This window comes from Metabacillus herbersteinensis, from assembly GCF_042433335.1.
GTDB classification, from domain to species: domain Bacteria; phylum Bacillota; class Bacilli; order Bacillales; family Bacillaceae; genus Metabacillus; species Metabacillus herbersteinensis.
Map to the genome: position 1 here is coordinate 465,633 of NZ_JBHLVO010000001.1, position 17,608 is coordinate 483,240.

Below are 17,608 nucleotides of genomic sequence, written 5' to 3' on the forward strand. Positions count from 1 at the left end.
AACAAAAAAAAGAGAACCATTTAATTAGTTCTCCATTCTTCTTATGATTATTTTATATTTTTATTCACTTGAAACCATTCCTCGATTTGTTTCATGATTGATTGCATGGCTTCTTTGTTTGAAAACTTTGGAAGGTTAACGAGCATTGCGTGTTTAGGTGCTGATACACCGTTTCCTTTTTTCTGTAGTACTAATATGCTTTTGGCATGTTGTTCTTCTTTAAATAGGTTAGATGGCAATTGAATGAAGCCTTGGATGTAAGCTTGCTCTCTAATTAGTTCGTTTAACTTTGGTGCTTCTTTTGTATCGAACAATGAGTTCGGAACGATTAAAAACAAATATCCAGCTGACTTTGTATAGTTTAGGCTTTGTTCAATAAACAGATGATGTGAATAGGAATGACCTTCAGACGCTTTTAAAGCATACTTTTTGGCACCTTCAGCATTTGGATAGTATCCAACTGGAAGGTCACTCACAACAAAATCGACTGGATCCACTAGCAAAGGTTCTAAGCTATCTTGATTAAAAAACTGTACAGGGTGTTCCTGTAAATTTGCATTAATATAGGCAAGTCTAACGAGAAGATCATCAACATCAATACCAAAACTATCAACCGTTTCAACCGTCAGCGAATTCAGGATTGTCGTTAATAAATTACCTGTTCCTACTGCAGGATCTAATAACGATATTTCTTTTTTTGACCCGATAAATTTATTCACCAAATAGCCGAGGAATAAACCGATCGTATCCGGTGTCATTTGATGATTTGGATGGGCCCCTTCTTTTAGACCCTTTAAGATAGCCAATTGATAGGCCTTACGAAGCTCTTCATTTGAAAATAAATCAATCTTCACACTTTCATATCTACGCTTTAAACCTTTCACTGAAATCTCGCTCAGTTCCTCTTGTAAGATCGAACCGTGGAAGATGTTTTCTCCTGTTTCTGAAAGTGCTTCTATGTATGCTACATTCAGTTCTTTTGCAATAATTTCTGCGGTTTCATTTAAAACTGCAAAAAGATTCTCGACATTCGAGATCGCTTGCATGGTAAATCCTCCTCTAAGCTTCATGTCTTCTCTTTATTTTATCCTATAAAAGGTATATTGTATCATAACGCTAATGCTATTATCGCAGACATTATTGTGATTTTCCCACCACTTTTGCTACTTATCCGATCACTTTAACTGACATTTGACCAAAATTTTAAACTTGACTCGCATCTCATCCTTGCAAAAGTGTTTCAGTAAAAATGAAAAACCCCAGCAAATGCTGAGGTTTGCAGGACGGTGTCCTATTGTGCAGACTTGGCTGCTTCTAAAGCTGCTTCATAGTCCGGATGGTTTGTTGCTTCACTTACATATTCAACATAAACCACTTTATCATTGCCATCTACAACGAATACAGCGCGTGCAAGTAAACGTAGTTCTTGAATGGCAACTCCATAAGCTTCGCCAAAAGAAAGGTCACGGTGATCTGATAATGTTTTTACATTTTCAAGTCCGTTCGCAGCACACCAACGTTTTTGTGCAAATGGAAGATCCACACTAATCGTTAAAACTTGTACATTGCCTAACTTTGAAGCTTCTTCGTTAAAACGTCTTGTTTGTGCATCACAAACTCCAGTATCAATAGATGGTACAACTGAAATTAGTCGAACAGTACCTTTAGAATCAGCCAAAGTCACAGGTGATAAGTCATTCGCTAAAACTGTAAAATCAGGTGCTGAATCCCCCACTTTTACCTCGTTACCTTTCAATGTTACAGGATTGTTTTTAAACGTAATGTTTGCCATGCCGTTATTCCTCCCTTTTAAGTATGTACAGTGTAAATATAGCGTTAATTTTTTCATTTATCAATTTTTATGAACTAAAAAAAAAAACTGCCTGGTCGGCAGTTAAATATCTAAATCTTGTTTAGTATGTTGTGCGGTTGTGTTTTGGCTTGGGTTTAGATCAGGTTGTTGGTTATTTTTTTGACCTTTTTTAAACATACCTTGAATCTTATCAATTGTTTGCGGCGCTGCTTCCAGGATTTTTTCATAAAGATGTGTGCTTTCATCCAAATGAAGCATCTTAACACCGTTTGTTCCTACGATTAAAAAGGCAATTGGAGTAATAGAGACTCCGCCACCACTACCACCACCGAATGGCATCCTAGAACCTTTGTTATCGCCTTCGTGTGATTTTCCGTCATTTCCGTTTGCTCCAAACTCACTTCCACCTGCTGCAAAACCAAACCCTACTTTTGAAACAGTCAAAATGACACTGCCATCTGGTGTTTCAACAGGGTCACCCACGATTGTGTTTACATCAATCATCTGTTTTAAGTTTTCCATCGCAGTCTTCATTAATCCTTGAATTGGGTGATCACTCATGTAAGTAGCCTCCTTTAAACTGATTTGTTTTTCTTATCGTCGCCAAAAATAAAGGAAAAAGGTCTGTTAATAAAATGTGGACGACCGCCCTTCCAATATTTGACGAAACGTAAACCCGCTACCATAGCATTCCCGATTCGAAAGTGAAAAATACATTGAAGCTTTGTCCTTGAGCACATTCGATTAAATTCCGGTGTAATTGTCAAGATCGGATTGGATTTAAGTTTCATATAGCTACTGAATAAAGCGGTAACTCCACCTTTTATTGACCAAGCCGCACCTATTAACATTCCCGTATAAGCAGCATCACCGATTCCAATTTGTGAATGCCATTCAAAACGCGAGATGCTTATTTTTTTCAAGAATTTACTCACAATTTTATGTAACCCGACAATATGCTGAACAAATTCATTTATATCTTTTAAATCAGTTAACACATCTTCGGGGGAAATTTCATCTTCGTTTTCTGAGGATTTTTGATTACCTTCCTTCCCAAGCGTCTTTTCTTTCTTGACAATTAGATTCGGGCTATCATCGTTAACTTTAACAAGTGGAATGTTAATTGTATAACGAAGTAAACCAAACCAAGCTCTTAATTTCACTTTAAAATGATCATCATCTCCAACGTGATTTAAATCCAAAGTTACTGTAATCTTTGTTATGATGATTAAAATGAGGACAAATAAGAGAAAAGAACCAATACCGATTATCCATGCCACTTGAATACACGTCCTTTCAATCTACCATTATCGCCTCATGGTAAAGAAAATATTCTAAGTGGATTTTTTTTCAATAAAAAAAGCGCAAGCGCCTTGGTCAGCCCCGACCTCGAGGGGCTAGGAGCTGGAGCTGGATTCAGAAACGCTTACTATATCTTAGAATTATATAAATTCTGGTGTATGAAAAAAAACCTGTTGATTTTACTCAACAGGTTTTACTTCTTTGCGACTTACTGTATAAAGTTTTTCATGAACAACGGTTGTATCTGCGAATAAATCGTGTAACCCTTGTTTTTTGTTAGTGAAGGCTACAATTAAATAACCAATCCAAATAACTTTTGAAATATAACGTCCAACGAGCTCTCTGAATAGAACCGTACTCCAAGGAAGAGGCTCTTTTTCTTTTAGAACTGAGACTACTTTTAAACCGAAAATCATTTTTCCAAGCGTTTGATTAAAGTATTTTGTCATTAACACAAAGTAAAGAAAAAACGTAATCGCTGTTACAATTTCAATTGGAGAGAAAATACCGGCTCCAGATGTATTTATTCCCATTAACGCAAATAAAGGATAAATAATTATTCGATTTACACTTCCCACCACAAGTAAATCAAAAAGATATGCCCAAAAACGCATCCAGAATCCTGCGTAATGATTTATTGTTGTTACTTCGCTGTAGTGCTGTTTTTCAAGAGGCTGTTCGAACTCATTTCCACCTTCTAGTGTAGTATCCACGATTAGCCCCCCTTATTCAGAATATAAATACATCAATCTAGGCGAATTTGGCCTGGAGATGAGTTGGTATAAACCAGACAATTCAAATTCGTTTTTAAACACTTTGCTAGCACCCATTGAGAACAGAGAATCAAAACCAGCACCAGAATTGTATTCAATTACCTGTGCATCTTCAAGTTTTAAATCTTTTTTCATGCCTTCGACTGTATCATCAAAGTAGCCTAGTTCATCGATTAAGTTTAATTCCTTTGCTTGACGTCCATCATAGATTCGTCCGTCGGCAACTCGACGAACTTCTGACTCACTTAGCTCACGACCTCCAGAAATAACATCTACAAAACCTTTATAGGCATTATCCACCATTGATTGAAGAATTTTGCGTTCATCGTCCGTCATTTCACGTGTTGGAGAAAAAATGTCTTTGTAAGGACCACTTTTAATGGTTTCAAATGTAACACCATACTTCTCCGCTAATCCTCCGTAATTCACACTCTGCATAATAACACCCAATGAACCTGTTAACGTATCAGGTGCTGCAAAGATCTTATCGGCAGGTGTTGCTATATAATAACCTCCTGAAGCTGCAGTTGTTCCCATTGAAACATAAATTGGTTTTTTATTATCTTCTTTTAACTCAATTAGTTTCTTATGTATTTCAGCACTTTCGACAACCCCACCACCAGGAGAGTTGACTCTTAAAATGACACCTTTTACGTTATCATCTTCTCCTGCAGCCTCAACCATGTCTAAAAATTGTTGATGCTGATACCCTGCTGTTTCAAAAAATGATGTGACGTTTTCACCCGTATCTTGAATGACTCCATTCACATTAAGAACTACGATTTTTTTCGAGCCTGAGCCTTCTTCAATGATCTCTTCTGAAAAAGTATCGTCTGTTGATAACGCGTCCGCAAAGGTATCCGTTTGGCTTAGGAACATTTGTGTTGCACTTGTAATAACACCAAAAACCATCAGTACTCCTGCAATGATTAAAGCTCCCCATCGTTTTCCATTCATGAAAAAACCTCCTTTTTACACTACAAGTTGTTCATCGGGACAACTACCATCTTAGATTACCTCATTATATTGAAACATTTAATTTCACAAAAGTGGTAAACTAAACACCATAAAGTATTGTATCATCTTTAATAACGAATGTGGAGAAACTTTCCAACCAAAAGGAGGACTACATATGACAAATCGCCGTAATGTTTACTTTTTTTACAAAAAAGAGGATGATCTAGTAGAAAAGGTCGCTTCTTTAGTTGAGCTAGCAAAGCAACACAACTTTCATGTTGTTAATGACCAGAAGGATGCAAATATAATCGTTAGTATTGGCGGAGATGGTGCTTTTCTTCAAGCCGTCCGGAAAACAAACTTCCGTGAAGATTGTCTTTATGCCGGAATTGCGATACCTGGTACAATCAGCTTGTATTGTGACTTTATCCTTGACGATACAGATAAAATGATTCAAGCAATGACAGAAGAAAACATTGAAGTAAGAAAGTACCCGCTTATTGATGTAAAGATTGATTCTGATACGATCTTTCATTGCTTGAATGAATGCTCGATTCGATCAGGCATTATTAAGACCTTTGTGATTGATGTTCATATCGATGACCTTCATTTTGAAACCTTCCGAGGCGACGGAATGATCATCGCCACACCAACAGGTAGTACCGCATACAACAAATCAGTAAATGGAGCAGTTGTTGACCCAATGCTTCCTTGCTTACAAGTTAGTGAACTCGCTTCAGTTAATAACAATCTTTACCGTACACTTGGTTCTTCCTTTATATTGAGCGGAAGTCGCAAACTTAAGTTAAACATCGTTCAAGATGGAAACGATCACCCAGTGATTGGGATGGATAATGAGGCATTGAGCATCAGTCACGTGAAGGAAATCGAATTTGGATTGAGTGAGAAGATGATTAAAACGGTAAAACTAAAAGATAATTCGTTCTGGGAGAAAGTGAAGAGAACGTTTCTATAAAAAACAGGAAGCCTATGCTTCCTGTTTTTGTCTGCTTATATTTTCATACATGACAGTGTTATCCACAACTGTCATACTTACCTTTGTAGTTAGTATTTCCTCATGTGGTATCGTAAAAATATCTTTGTTGAATACAGTAAAATCAGCAACATATCCTTCTTTAATGATGCCTCTTTCGTTTTCTTTATGTATGACAACTGCGCTGCCTTTAGTAAATAGTTCCACTGCTTCAAAAACTGAAAGACACTGTTCAGGGTAATAGGTTATATTGTCATACATGCTCTTTCTTGTAACGGCTGCATGGATACCTAGTAATGGATCGACCGGTTCAATCGGTGCATCCGATCCCCCTGCACAAGCAATTCCTTTTTCAAGAAGCGTTTTCCACGCATAGCAGTATTTTATTTTTTTTTCATCAATACGATCTAAAATCCATGGAAAATCACTCGCAACAAATCTCGGCTGAATGTCTAGTACAATTGGAAGTCCAATCATTCGTTCAATTAAATCTTCTCTTAAGATCTGTGCATGAATGAGACGGTCGTTTTGGCCAGGCTGTGGTGGGCAAATCGTGATGGCATCTAGTGCCCACTCAAACGCTAAATCTCCAATAACATGAATGGCAACTTCCATTTTGTAAGACCTTGCTTTCCTAACGAGTCCGACTAACTCTTGTTTTGCATGAATGGCAACACCATTTGTTTCTGGGTCATCTTTATACTGTGAGCTTAATAGTGCAGTTCTTCCACCAAGTGCACCATCTGCGAAAATTTTCATTGCTCCTAATTCTACAAAGAGTCCAAGGTTACGGTTCTTGCTATGTAGTTCATCAATAATCGAATGATGTGCTAACAGATTCGTTCTGAATTTGCGATTGTGATTAACCACTTCTTCAAAGGTAGTTAATGTTTTTTCCAAGTCCCCATAATAAGCTAAATCTTCAGAATGCCCTCCAACTAAACCTTTTTCATAGCAGTCTTCAATCGATGTTTTTAGCGCATTCTTCAGATAGTCTGCTGAAACATTTGGTGTAACTTGAAAGATTAGTTCTTGTGCACCATCGAGTAAATATCCGGTTGGTGTTCCATCGTGATCACGTACAATAACCCCATCAGATGGATCCAGAGTGTCACTCGTAATACCTGCAAGCGCAAGCGCCTTAGAGTTTACAATTACTGCATGTCTACAAATACGTTTTAATAATACAGGATGATCAGGAGCAATTAAATCCAGCTCTGTGCGGTGGATTATTTTTCGATCAGTTAATTGATTTTCATTCCATCCTTCCCCAATGATCCATTCATTTTTGTTCAAAAAGGGAATTTTTCTTTGGATAGCCTGCAAAATCTCCTCTGAAGAATTCATATCAGAGAAATCTAATCGCAATAACTTCTCACCATGACCTATTAAATGAAGATGACTGTCAACCAAGCCCGGTATCATCGTATTCCCTTGTAGATTTATTTTCTTTTCTACTTTGTGTTTAAATTTAGCTAACAACGTTTGATAATCTCCAACTGCTTCTATCATGCCATTTTCTACGTAAACAGCCTCAACCTTTTCATACTCTGCTTCTAACGTATATATTTGGCCTCCATACCAAAGCGTTCCCACAGTACAGACCTCCCTAATTCTTTTGTCATATATAGTAGCATAATTTTATGTTCGACACCTTTTCTATTAGAAAAACCAGGCATATAATCAGCGCCTGGTTTGTAAGCTCATAAGTTAGCTTGTTCTAGTTCACGTTGTCTTAACTCTATTCTGCGAATTTTTCCTGATGTTGTTTTTGGCAATTCAGGGACAAATTCAATTTTTCTAGGATATTTGTAAGGTGCTGTTAATTGTTTAACATGTTCTTGAAGAGCAGAAATCAACTCTGGATTTTCTGAGTCGATTTCATCTTTAAGAACAATATACGCTTTAACAATGCATCCCCGGATTTCATCGGGACTTGCTACAACTGCACACTCTTTTACTGCCGGGTGCTTTACTAGAGCATCTTCTACTTCAAATGGCCCGATTGTATAACCCGAGCTGATGATAATATCATCTCTTCTCCCTTCAAACCAAAAATAGCCATCTTCATCTTTTCTAGCTCGATCACCTGTGACATAATAGTCGCCTCGGAATTGCATAACTGTTCGTTCTTCATCCTTAAAATATTCTTTAAATAGTGCAGGTGTATCCTTATGAACAGCGATGTCACCGACTTCATTGGCTTTACAAGGCTCTCCATCTTCGTTAATTACGTCAACATGATTACCAGGAGTTGGTTTTCCCATTGATCCGGACTTTATTTCCATACCCTTCATCACGCCAACGAGTAGCGTATTTTCTGTTTGTCCATAGCCATCGCGAACATCCACTTGAAAATAACGCTGAAACGTTTCAATTACTTCTCTGTTTAGTGGTTCTCCTGCCGAAACAGCGCTATGTAATGCTGGAAGTGAATAACGATCTAATCCATTTACCTTAGCCATTAAGCGGTATTCAGTAGGTGTGCAGCACAATACGTTTATTTGATAGTCTTGTAATAGTTGAAGATATTTTTCGGGATCAAAGCGACCCTCATATATAAATCCTGTTGCCCCTGAGCCTAGTACGGAAAGGAATGGACTCCAAATCCACTTTTGCCAGCCTGGTCCTGCTGTTGCCCATACAGTATCAGCGCCTTCTATTCCCAACCAATTTTTTGCAGCTGTTCGCAGATGAGCAAATCCCCATCCATGTGTATGTACGACTCCTTTTGGATTTCCTGTTGTTCCCGAAGTATATGATAAAAACGCCATGGAATCTCGCATTGTAGGTGAAAAAGCTAATTTTGAAGTCTGCTCTAGCATTAAGTCTTCTAGAGACAACCAGTTCTTCTCTTTTCCCCCAACAACGATCTTCACAAGTGAATCAAATTCGTTTACTCCTGCAAACTCGTCTGTAAACTTGTGAAAGCTCACAACCCCTTTTACATCTGCATGTGTAACTCGATATTGTAAGTCTTTTGTTCGAAGCATTTCTGAGCTTGGAATAACAACGAGACCTGCTTTTAATGCTCCGAGGTAAACAGCGTAAGCCTCGATTAGTCTAGGGATAACAACGAGAAGCCTATCACCAGCTTGTAGCCCCTGATTTAATAAAGCGCTTCCAATTCTGTTTACATTTTCTAATAGTTCAGCATAGGTAATTTTTTTTTGTTCCCCTTGTTCATTCTCCCATTTTAACGCAACTTTAGATGAGTCTTTTGCATACTGCTCAACCTCTTGTACTAAATTATATATTTCAGGTGCAATAAGTTCTTCTCTTAACATGCATACCCCTCCTTATTTGCTGTTCAAGTAAATTATACATAATTTTTAAAAGTTTTTGAATATTATTTTAATAAATTAAATTTTGGTAAAAAAAAGAACTGCCAGTAATGACAATTCTTGATTTCATTATTTATATACAGCTTAGAAAACTTGAGTTTAGCTTTGTTCATTTGATTCTTGAGCGTTTTTCGGTTCGTTTCTACGCTTTCTTCCTTGCTTTCGTGCCTTTTGAAGCTTCTGATCCTGCTCTTGTACACCACCGATTTCTTCAGCAAATTCCTGGTTGTTATTTTGACTTTTAGTCATATTTTGTGCCTCCTTATTTAAAAATTAAAAAGTAGAAAAGTTAAGAGTAAGTATGCGTTTCGACATCCAGCTCCGACGCACAGGAGGTGCTAGTGCAGTCAATGCGACAAGGACGTCGCGTTCTTGACTGCCAGCGCCTAGCCCTGAGCTTTTGTTTAAAAATCAACATACAAAAAGGGCGGGGTTTGATCCCCACCCTCGTAGCCATTCTCTATTTAATTGTAATTAGAATGTAGAACCACCACTCATGTGTTGTTGACCGAAAGATACTAAACGTTTTGTAATTTCACCACCAACTGAACCGTTAGCGCGTGAAGTTGTTTCTGCTCCTAAGTTAACTCCAAATTCAGAAGCGATTTCATACTTCATTTGGTCGATAGCTTGTGCTGCACCAGGAACTAATAATTGATTTGAGCTGTTACCGCCGTTTTGTGCCATGTGTTTTTCACCTCCTTGTGAGTATAGATTGTGTAAAAACACATGGCTTCATTCAATTTTCAAAATGGTAATTGTTCACAAATTCAGATTTACAATAAGTCCTCAAATTCTCTTTTTTTACGTTCATACTCAATTGTAATCGTTTCAGTTTCTTGAACTGCTGTTTTGATTAGTTCGTCAAAGTCAATAAAGCTTTCAAAACGAGCAACCTTTTCAAGCTTTGGACGAGTTTTTGGGGAAGCTGGAGTGAAAATCGTACAGCAATCTTCGAAAGGTCTTATTGAAATATCGTGTGTTCCAATATCCTTAGAGATTGTTATAATATCGGTTTTATCCATTGTGATTAGCGGTCGCAGAATAGGAGTGTTCGTTACTTCATTGATTGCAACCATGCTTTCTAGTGTTTGACTGGCCACTTGTCCTAGGCTTTCCCCAGTAATTAGTGCAAGCGCCTGTTTATTTTCTCGAATTTGATCAGCAATTTTTAGCATCATTCTTCTTGTAGAGGTCATCGTATAGTTTTCAGGTACTTGCTTTTGAATCTGCTCTTGAATGGTTGTAAAAGGAACGATGTGCAGCTTCATTTTCCCACCGTAGGATATAAGCTCTTTACACAAATCAATCACCTTTTGCTTTGCACGTTCACTCGTATAAGGAGGGCTAAAAAAGTGAATTGCTTCTATCTCGAGTCCTCTTTTTAACGATAAAAAACCAGCTACTGGGCTATCGATTCCTCCTGACAGGAGCAGCATGGCTTTGCCACTCATTCCAACAGGTAATCCACCAGCACCCTTATAGTCGTAGCAAGTTAGATATGTAGCTTCCTTCCTAACTTCGACTCGTAAATTAATTGTTGGATTTTTAACATCGACGGATAAATCTTCAGTGTTGATTAAAACATAGCTTCCAATTTCATAGTTCAATTCATTGGTATCTAAAGGAAACTGTTTGTCAGCTCTTTTCGTAGTAACCTTAAAAGAATCACCAGATTTATATAATCCTTGAACCGCTTGAAGAGCTGATTTTTTGATTTCGTCAAGTTCACTCCGACATTTCATTGCTAGACTATAGGATTGAATTCCAAAAACATCTGCTATATTTTTAACAACACCTTCATGATCTGTTTCATTAAGAGTGATATAAAGACGATCTCGTGTTCCATGGTAAGTAAGCTCTGGGTAATCGGTTAAAACATTTTGTATATTTCTTTTTAAACGCTCAACAAACAGTCTGCGATTTCTCCCTTTTGTAGAAATTTCTCCAAACCGTATTAAAATGTGATCAAACTTCATCTAATCTACCTCGTTACCTTTGTTAGTTTTTTTAAACCGTTCTTCAAATGAATGATAAAAGGTTCGATAATTTCTTCCGTTTGTTCTAGTGAAAAGCTTAACCGTATAGCACTAGCTGCAATATTTCCACCTTTGTTCATAGCAAGTAAAGTTGTACTTTCTTTTACTCTTTTTGAGGAACAGGCAGAGTTTGTTGAGACAAAAATATTTTTCTCCTCTAAAAAATGAACAAGAACCTCTGCTTTCAAACCAGGTACTGAAAAATTAATGATGTGTGGTGCGCCCTTTGAAATCGGTGTATTTATGACAACACCTTCAATCGTACTCAACTCGTTTAAAAGTTTATTCCGCACTTTAGTTAATATTGCTAGGTTGTGTGTGCTACTCTCTATTGCCATTCGTAGTGCTTTTGTCATCGAGACAATTCCTGGCAAGCTTTCAGTTCCTGAGCGTAAATTGCCTTCTTGAGAGCCGCCAGATAAAATTGGCGTAAGCTTAACACCTTCTCTTACATATAATGCACCAGTTCCATTTAACGCATGAAATTTATGTCCAGAGATCGTACATAAATCAATAGAGGAGCTTTTTATGTTTAAAGGAATTTTCGTTATTCCTTGAGTGTGATCTACATGAAAGAGTACATTGGGATAATTCAATAGTAAATTCCCAATACCTTCGATAGGCTGAATTGAACCAATTTCATTATTTACTGACATAATTGAAACGAGGATGGTTTCGTTACACAGTTCATTTTTCAAACGTTCAAGCGAAACAAATCCATTCTCGTCAACGGGCAAAAATGTGACATCAAAGTTATGGATTTCTTTTAGCTGTTTTACAGACTCTATTACAGAAGGGTGCTCAATCTCGGTTGTGATAATGTGATTTCCTTTGTGTTTATTCGCAAGAGCAGCTCCCTTGATCGCAAGATTGTTTCCTTCCGTTCCACCTGATGTGAAAATAATTTCACGAAAGTTCACGCCTAAAAGCTCAGAGGTTTGTTTTCTCGCTGAAGTTAACAATTTTTCTGCATCGCTTCCTAGTTTATGAATAGATGAAGGATTTGCAAAAAATGTTTCTGCTACTTTTAAATACGTATCCAGAACTTCTGGATAGGGCTTTGTTGTTGCACTGTTATCTAAATACAACATATATTTCCACCAACTATTCTTTATGAATTCAAAATTATTATTGTAAGGAATATAAGTAACAATAGCTCAGGTCCCCTGTTCAGAGGAAGAAAGGTAAGTTATCGATGCATTTCTGACCTGCAACCTAAAGGCCTAAAAAAACATAATACCACATCATAACAAGATTAAAAAAAGAATCAGAATGGTATTAGAAAATACTAAAAATTATTTAATAAATTCGACAATTTTCTCACTATTTATGTTAGTATGTAAACGGCTACATCTCAATTAGTGTTTTCAGGAGGTTATTATGGATAAAAAGCTATCCGGTAAAGATACTTTAGTTATCGGTTTGATGTTGTTTGCTCTTTTCTTTGGAGCAGGAAATATGATTTTTCCTCCTTCATTAGGACAAGCAGCCGGAGAGAACGTATGGCTCGTCGTACTTGGATTCTTAATTACGGGCGTTGGTTTACCTTTACTTGGTGTCATTTCGATTGGCTTGTCTGGGAGTGATGTTCAGTCCCTAAGCAATCGTGTTCATCCATTATTTGGATGGTTGTTTCCTATTATCTTATACTTGGCAATTGGACCACTTTTTGGGATTCCAAGAACTGGAACTGTTGCTTACGAAATGGGTGTTACTCCTTTTTTACCCGACCGTTTTGTAGACTCTACAGTTTCACTATTTGTATATACTTTAGTCTTTTTTGGGATTACTTTTTGGCTATCACTCAATCCCAGCAAACTAGTTGATACTATAGGAAAAGTACTTACTCCTGCTTTAATTCTTGTATTAGTTATGCTAAGTGTTAAAGCTTTTGTTACACCCATGGGTTCACTACAGAAACCGCAAGAAGATTACGTTGAAGGAGCCTTTTTTAAAGGTTTTCTAGAAGGTTACTTGACCATGGATACAATTGCAGCACTCGTTTTCGGGATTGTTGTAATCAATGCAGTCAAAAGTCGTGGAGTAACGAGTCAAAAGGAAATTGCAATCGTCTGTACAAAAGCAGGTCTTATTGCTTCTGTTGGGCTAATATTTGTTTATGTATCCCTCGCTTATCTAGGAGCTACAAGTGTATCAACTTTAGGATACTTAGATAATGGGAGTGCAATCTTAGCGAGCTCTGCCACTGTTTTGTTTGGACCTTTTGGTAATATTGTTTTGGGCTTGGCTATTACCTTTGCCTGCTTAACAACAAGTGTAGGTCTTGTATCAGCATGCGGTGAGTATTTCTCGAAAATCCTACCCAGATTTTCTTATAATTTGATCATACTTTTCATAACATTATTTAGCACAATCGTCGCCAATTTTGGATTATCACAAATCATTTCATTTTCTGTCCCTATTTTAGTAACGATTTACCCTCTAGCCATCGTTTTAATTATGTTAACTTTTCTCCATTCTACATTTAAGGGTGCTAGAGAGGTGTACGTTTTTAGTATAACGGCAACTGCTTCTCTAAGTATTATTGATGGGTTAAATGCAGCAAACATACAATTAGGCAACCTAAATGAATTCCTTAATCTGTATGTTCCGTTTTTTGAATTTGGAGTAGGTTGGGTAGTACCAGCAGTTGTTGGAGGTTTTGTTGGTTGGATCGTATCTAGAGTTAAAAGTAAGCCAGAACTTGTATGAACATAAAAACGCACAAGATTTTCAAAACAAAATCTTGTGCGTTTTTTTATTTAGCTATTTATTTGTTTGATTATTATTTCGCGTCTTCTTTTCCAATAATGGATTGAATTCTTTTAAGAGATCCTGGCTCAACTTGCTCTAGGGCAGCTGCGGCAGCTTCAAGAGATTCTCCGTACTTATATTTACGAAAAAGATGTTCAGCTTCTATTAATTGAGATGCTAAGCTGGAATTTCGATTTCTATATCGATTTCCATACTGAATGACCTTTTCGACTAAATATACTTGTTCGATCATTTCTTTTGCATCAGTGTTTAATAGTTGAACGCATTCAACTGCATCTTCCAGTAATGTATTAACGACTACCATATCAAGTGGCATTTCGTCGAGTTTAGCGGTTACCTTTTGTACTCGGCTTTTTGTCACGTCAATTTCATTTACGAATTCAAGTGGTAAACCTGGTATATTACTCTTTTGAACAAGCCTGATTGATTCAAGCATTAATCGTTTTAATTCCGTTAACTTTTGTCTTGCCTGCAGTTCATCCTTTCGAAGTGTTTGAAGCATTTCACGATATTCTGCATGCTCTGTTAGTAGGTTCTCTATTTGCTTTTCAATATCCTCTAGTTCTTCTTTAATGATTGTGTGCGCGATATGGTCTTTCGTAAGGTTTTGTTGGATATGTAAAAATTTCTTTTCTAGTTGATTTATCTGCTTTTCAATTTGACGTTGTTTTTCTAACTCTTGTTCTGCTAAGAAGTAACTTTGTTTAACCAACTCTGTCTCTTCTTTTGTTACTTCCTTCTGCTCTACTAGATCGGTTATTTTGTCAGCAATCTTTGTTTTTGCAGTATGAACAAAGTGATTCGCATGAACTTCCCTTTCCAGTAATTCATAGAGCATGTCAATTGATTCTTGTATTTCTTGAATGCTTTCTTGGATGTCGTTGATCTCAGTGTCTGTGAGCTGACTTAGAAAACCTTCTAACCGTCTGTTCATATTATCGACTTCTTGTTCAACTTGGATGTGCTCGAGATGGTATCCTTGTTGTAGCATTTCATTATAGCCTTCAGTTAACTCAATGATCTGATTTGGAATTGATGATTGGCAATCGGTGAGCAATTTGGGAATTTCGTCAATTTTCAGAATCAACGTATCTAATTCTTCTTTTTGTAAAAGAAGAATTTCTCGTGCTGCTAAATAATTCCCTTCGTTTGTTTCACCTTCGAAGCGCTTAAGTTCTTGAGCTATTTTATTAAGCATTGATTCTAGCTTCTCATGTGATTTACCAAAAAGATGGCCATGAGCAATTAACGTCTTTTTTGCTTTTTTAAAGTGTTGTTTAACATCTTCAATTTCTACCGTATTTCTTTCTTCACTAGTGACTAGCTCATTAATTTCAGATATAATTTTATCAATGCTTTCATCTACTGCTTTTAATACGGCTTCAATATGAGCAAGCACACTTTTTGCTTTTTTAAATCGGTATTTATCAGCATAGTCCTCTGCATCGAAAAGGAGCTCTTCAACTTCTGGAAGTTGAGACGTAATAATTTCATCCCACTCTTTACGCCATTCTTCAAATAATTTCTCTGCCTGTCCTGTCATTTTTAAATCTTTAACTTTTGACATTTCATCAACGATTGATCGATTCATCATTTCAATTTTAGATGCCTCTAGTCGATCTACCTCACTAAATATACCTTTGCGTATAAAGTAACCTACTCCAAATAGGATACATAAGGTCAGTATTAATCCAATTACTACAACTTCCATAATGAGCCCCCTCGTTGTACTACACAAAATCGTCATGACAGGGAATTACCCCACTCTTAACGGGCAGTAACACCCATACCTAAGAATTCCGAGTTTGAAAGGAAGGTAGGTGGGATAACTGCCCGTAAAGGTCCGATTGGTTCAACTAACCATCAGCGGGGGTGAAGAGAACCCCTACTGATGGAAGTTTCACTTATATTATCATGTTGATAAGCGTCTTTTGTCGAAATTTCTATGTATGAATAAAACCATGTATAATGTTATTTCAATGTATTTATGATACCATGTAAACGACAATTTTTGACCAATATTTTTAAAATTTTTACATTAATTATCGTCATAATTCGCAGTTTTTAGAGGTGTAGCTAACATGAGGAAAATTGATGGACATATTCATACCCCTTTTTGTCCACATGGTACTGGGGATACGCTCGAGAAATACGTGGAAAAGGCAATCGAAGAAAACTTCCATGAAATAACGTTTACTGAACATGCGCCGCTTCCGAAAGGGTTTGTTGATCCTACTCCTTTAAGGGATAGTTCGATGAGTCTCGAAAAATTGGCTGACTACTTTCAATCAATTGAGAGGCTAAAAGAAAAATATCAGAACAGAATCATCATAAACATTGGACTAGAGGTTGATTTTATTCGTGGATATGAGGATGAGATTACCGGTTTTTTAAATCAGTATGGAAGCTTCCTGACAGACAGTATCCTCTCGGTTCATTTTATAAAGTTAGATGATCAGTATTTTTGTATTGATTATGATGAGGTTACGTTTGGAGAGATGGTTAAACGAGTCGGATCCCTTGAGAAGCTGCATCGGCTCTACTATGAGGCAGTACTTACATCCGTAAATACAGATTTAGGAAAATATAAACCTAAACGTATTGGTCATCTAACTCTTGCCCATAAATTCCAGAAGCTTTTTCCAGTTCACTTTGACTTTTCTAATTCAATACAAACAATTTTACAGGCAATTGTTAGAGAAGAAATGCAAATTGACTACAATGTGGCAGGATTGAGAAAGGAATTTTGTGGTGAGACCTATCCACAAAATTGGATTGCTCATTTGGCCATACAGAAAAAAATCCCTCTTGTATATGGATCTGATGCCCATAGTGCAAGGGATCTTGGAATGAATTATCAAGCATATAAAGAATTAGAGTTATCTTAGTGCAACAACTTTTTGTTGGATTGGATGGTGTTCAGTCAGAAGACTATCAATCCAAATCATCACATCCTTATAATATTGATGGACGAAATAGGCCTCATGTGATTGTATATGCAGTACTTCACTCATATACTGAGGCTGAAGATATGGCATATTCACCAAACTTTTCAACTGGATGATGATATGAGGAATAAATACTTTCCTAAATTGACCTACTTTTATTCCATGCTCTAAAATTGCCTTTAAATAGTACTTTTCCTTCGTAAGGTATGTTGTCATGACCTCACGAATGAGAACAGTATCAAGCGTTACCTCCCGTAGCACAAGTCTTGAAAGTTGACGGTTTTCGTGCTGGTAGTTTAATATATCTAAAATTAAGCTTCGCAAACAAGACCCCGCGGAGCCTTTAGTCAAATGCGAAAGATTGTTTTCAATGACAGTTAAATATCCTTCATAAAACTGAGAGACAAGATGTTCTAGTAGTCCGCCTTTCCCTTTGAAATAATAGGAAATATGAGCAACATTCACATTTGCCTTTTTGGCAATTTCACGGACGGATGTGCCAGTAAAACCCTTTGAATTAAATAAATAAATAGCGGCATCCAGTATTTTTTGTTTTGTATCAGATAAGGCGGTAAGTGTCATTCTATTCACCCCTTTTAATTACTTAATAGGCTTATGTTGATCTGTACTCACAACACCTATTTATACCTAGTAACTTCAATA

General features: G+C 36.9%; 17 protein-coding genes. 3 read left to right on the forward strand and 14 right to left on the reverse strand.

The genetic code is table 11. The annotated features are described in order from the left end of the window. Positions 1 to 47: 47 nt before the first annotated feature. The 6 genes from ACFFIX_RS02355 to sppA all read right to left on the reverse strand — a co-directional run bounded on the left by ACFFIX_RS02355 (position 48) and on the right by sppA (position 4,845). Positions 48 to 1,046 (reverse strand): class I SAM-dependent methyltransferase, encoded by a 999-nt coding sequence (locus ACFFIX_RS02355; RefSeq protein WP_378930093.1) that lies wholly within the window; start codon positions 1,044 to 1,046, stop codon positions 48 to 50. Between the two features lie 245 nt (positions 1,047 to 1,291). Beyond that, a complete protein-coding gene (gene tpx / locus ACFFIX_RS02360; RefSeq protein ID WP_378930095.1) occupies positions 1,292 to 1,792 on the reverse strand; it encodes a thiol peroxidase in 501 nt (166 codons plus the stop codon). A gap of 102 nt (positions 1,793 to 1,894) precedes the next feature. After that, on the reverse strand, positions 1,895 to 2,374 hold the full coding sequence (gene ytfJ, locus ACFFIX_RS02365) for a GerW family sporulation protein (RefSeq protein WP_378930097.1): 480 nt from the start codon (positions 2,372 to 2,374) through the stop codon (positions 1,895 to 1,897). A 14-nt stretch (positions 2,375 to 2,388) separates the two neighbouring features. Continuing rightward, entirely contained in the window at positions 2,389 to 3,093 is a 705-nt protein-coding gene (locus ACFFIX_RS02370) for a DUF2953 domain-containing protein (RefSeq protein WP_378930099.1), read from the reverse strand. A 201-nt stretch (positions 3,094 to 3,294) separates the two neighbouring features. Next, complete coding sequence (locus tag ACFFIX_RS02375) at positions 3,295 to 3,828, reverse strand: RDD family protein (RefSeq protein WP_378930101.1); 534 nt, start codon at positions 3,826 to 3,828, stop codon at positions 3,295 to 3,297. A 12-nt stretch (positions 3,829 to 3,840) separates the two neighbouring features. Further along, on the reverse strand, positions 3,841 to 4,845 hold the full coding sequence (sppA, locus tag ACFFIX_RS02380; RefSeq protein ID WP_378930103.1) for a signal peptide peptidase SppA: 1,005 nt from the start codon (positions 4,843 to 4,845) through the stop codon (positions 3,841 to 3,843). A gap of 175 nt (positions 4,846 to 5,020) precedes the next feature. Here sppA and ACFFIX_RS02385 point away from each other — a divergent pair, with 175 nt between their 5' ends. Further along, the gene (locus tag ACFFIX_RS02385) at positions 5,021 to 5,821 is read left to right on the forward strand and encodes an NAD kinase (RefSeq protein ID WP_378930105.1); all 801 of its coding nucleotides are present in this window, start codon (positions 5,021 to 5,023) and stop codon (positions 5,819 to 5,821) included. A gap of 12 nt (positions 5,822 to 5,833) precedes the next feature. Here ACFFIX_RS02385 and ACFFIX_RS02390 read toward each other — a convergent pair whose 3' ends face one another. The 6 genes from ACFFIX_RS02390 to ACFFIX_RS02415 form a co-directional block, all read right to left on the reverse strand. Then, entirely contained in the window at positions 5,834 to 7,435 is a 1,602-nt protein-coding gene (locus ACFFIX_RS02390) for an amidohydrolase (protein ID WP_378930107.1), read from the reverse strand. 107 nt (positions 7,436 to 7,542) lie between these two features. Continuing rightward, a complete protein-coding gene (gene mbcS, locus ACFFIX_RS02395) occupies positions 7,543 to 9,126 on the reverse strand; it encodes an acyl-CoA synthetase MbcS (RefSeq protein ID WP_378930109.1) in 1,584 nt (527 codons plus the stop codon). 156 nt (positions 9,127 to 9,282) lie between these two features. Beyond that, positions 9,283 to 9,432: a hypothetical protein gene (locus ACFFIX_RS02400; RefSeq protein WP_378930111.1), complete on the reverse strand. Its 150-nt coding sequence runs from the start codon at positions 9,430 to 9,432 to the stop codon at positions 9,283 to 9,285. A 225-nt stretch (positions 9,433 to 9,657) separates the two neighbouring features. Next, entirely contained in the window at positions 9,658 to 9,870 is a 213-nt protein-coding gene (locus ACFFIX_RS02405; RefSeq protein WP_378930113.1) for an alpha/beta-type small acid-soluble spore protein, read from the reverse strand. Between the two features lie 89 nt (positions 9,871 to 9,959). Beyond that, entirely contained in the window at positions 9,960 to 11,162 is a 1,203-nt protein-coding gene (thiI, locus tag ACFFIX_RS02410; RefSeq protein WP_378930115.1) for a tRNA uracil 4-sulfurtransferase ThiI, read from the reverse strand. A gap of 5 nt (positions 11,163 to 11,167) precedes the next feature. After that, positions 11,168 to 12,313, reverse strand: coding sequence for a cysteine desulfurase family protein (locus ACFFIX_RS02415; protein ID WP_378930117.1), 1,146 nt, complete (start codon positions 12,311 to 12,313; stop codon positions 11,168 to 11,170). A 289-nt stretch (positions 12,314 to 12,602) separates the two neighbouring features. Between ACFFIX_RS02415 and brnQ the strand changes: the two genes are divergently transcribed. After that, positions 12,603 to 13,934 (forward strand): branched-chain amino acid transport system II carrier protein, encoded by a 1,332-nt coding sequence (gene brnQ / locus ACFFIX_RS02420; RefSeq protein WP_378930119.1) that lies wholly within the window; start codon positions 12,603 to 12,605, stop codon positions 13,932 to 13,934. A 73-nt stretch (positions 13,935 to 14,007) separates the two neighbouring features. Here brnQ and ezrA read toward each other — a convergent pair whose 3' ends face one another. Continuing rightward, a complete protein-coding gene (ezrA, locus tag ACFFIX_RS02425; RefSeq protein WP_378930120.1) occupies positions 14,008 to 15,708 on the reverse strand; it encodes a septation ring formation regulator EzrA in 1,701 nt (566 codons plus the stop codon). A 370-nt stretch (positions 15,709 to 16,078) separates the two neighbouring features. Here ezrA and hisJ point away from each other — a divergent pair, with 370 nt between their 5' ends. Beyond that, complete coding sequence (gene hisJ, locus ACFFIX_RS02430; RefSeq protein WP_378930122.1) at positions 16,079 to 16,885, forward strand: histidinol-phosphatase HisJ; 807 nt, start codon at positions 16,079 to 16,081, stop codon at positions 16,883 to 16,885. Here the strand turns inward: hisJ and refZ are convergent. Then, on the reverse strand, positions 16,877 to 17,527 hold the full coding sequence (gene refZ / locus ACFFIX_RS02435) for a forespore capture DNA-binding protein RefZ (RefSeq protein WP_378930124.1): 651 nt from the start codon (positions 17,525 to 17,527) through the stop codon (positions 16,877 to 16,879). The two genes, hisJ and refZ, sit on opposite strands and share 9 nt — an antisense overlap. Between the last annotated feature and the right edge of the window lie 81 nt (positions 17,528 to 17,608).

What these genes read in the sequence shown, in the direction of transcription:
- ACFFIX_RS02355 (WP_378930093.1), bottom strand. Translation starts at nt 1,046, where the DNA reads ATGCAAGCGATCTCGAATGTCGAGAATCTTTTTGCAGTTTTAAATGAA.
- tpx (WP_378930095.1), bottom strand. Translation starts at nt 1,792, where the DNA reads ATGGCAAACATTACGTTTAAAAACAATCCTGTAACATTGAAAGGTAAC.
- ytfJ (WP_378930097.1), bottom strand. Translation starts at nt 2,374, where the DNA reads ATGAGTGATCACCCAATTCAAGGATTAATGAAGACTGCGATGGAAAAC.
- sppA (WP_378930103.1), bottom strand. Translation starts at nt 4,845, where the DNA reads ATGAATGGAAAACGATGGGGAGCTTTAATCATTGCAGGAGTACTGATG.
- ACFFIX_RS02385 (WP_378930105.1), top strand. Translation starts at nt 5,021, where the DNA reads ATGACAAATCGCCGTAATGTTTACTTTTTTTACAAAAAAGAGGATGAT.
- mbcS (WP_378930109.1), bottom strand. Translation starts at nt 9,126, where the DNA reads ATGTTAAGAGAAGAACTTATTGCACCTGAAATATATAATTTAGTACAA.
- ACFFIX_RS02400 (WP_378930111.1), bottom strand. Translation starts at nt 9,432, where the DNA reads ATGACTAAAAGTCAAAATAACAACCAGGAATTTGCTGAAGAAATCGGT.
- ACFFIX_RS02405 (WP_378930113.1), bottom strand. Translation starts at nt 9,870, where the DNA reads ATGGCACAAAACGGCGGTAACAGCTCAAATCAATTATTAGTTCCTGGT.
- thiI (WP_378930115.1), bottom strand. Translation starts at nt 11,162, where the DNA reads ATGAAGTTTGATCACATTTTAATACGGTTTGGAGAAATTTCTACAAAA.
- ACFFIX_RS02415 (WP_378930117.1), bottom strand. Translation starts at nt 12,313, where the DNA reads ATGTTGTATTTAGATAACAGTGCAACAACAAAGCCCTATCCAGAAGTT.
- brnQ (WP_378930119.1), top strand. Translation starts at nt 12,603, where the DNA reads ATGGATAAAAAGCTATCCGGTAAAGATACTTTAGTTATCGGTTTGATG.
- ezrA (WP_378930120.1), bottom strand. Translation starts at nt 15,708, where the DNA reads ATGGAAGTTGTAGTAATTGGATTAATACTGACCTTATGTATCCTATTT.
- hisJ (WP_378930122.1), top strand. Translation starts at nt 16,079, where the DNA reads ATGAGGAAAATTGATGGACATATTCATACCCCTTTTTGTCCACATGGT.
- refZ (WP_378930124.1), bottom strand. Translation starts at nt 17,527, where the DNA reads ATGACACTTACCGCCTTATCTGATACAAAACAAAAAATACTGGATGCC.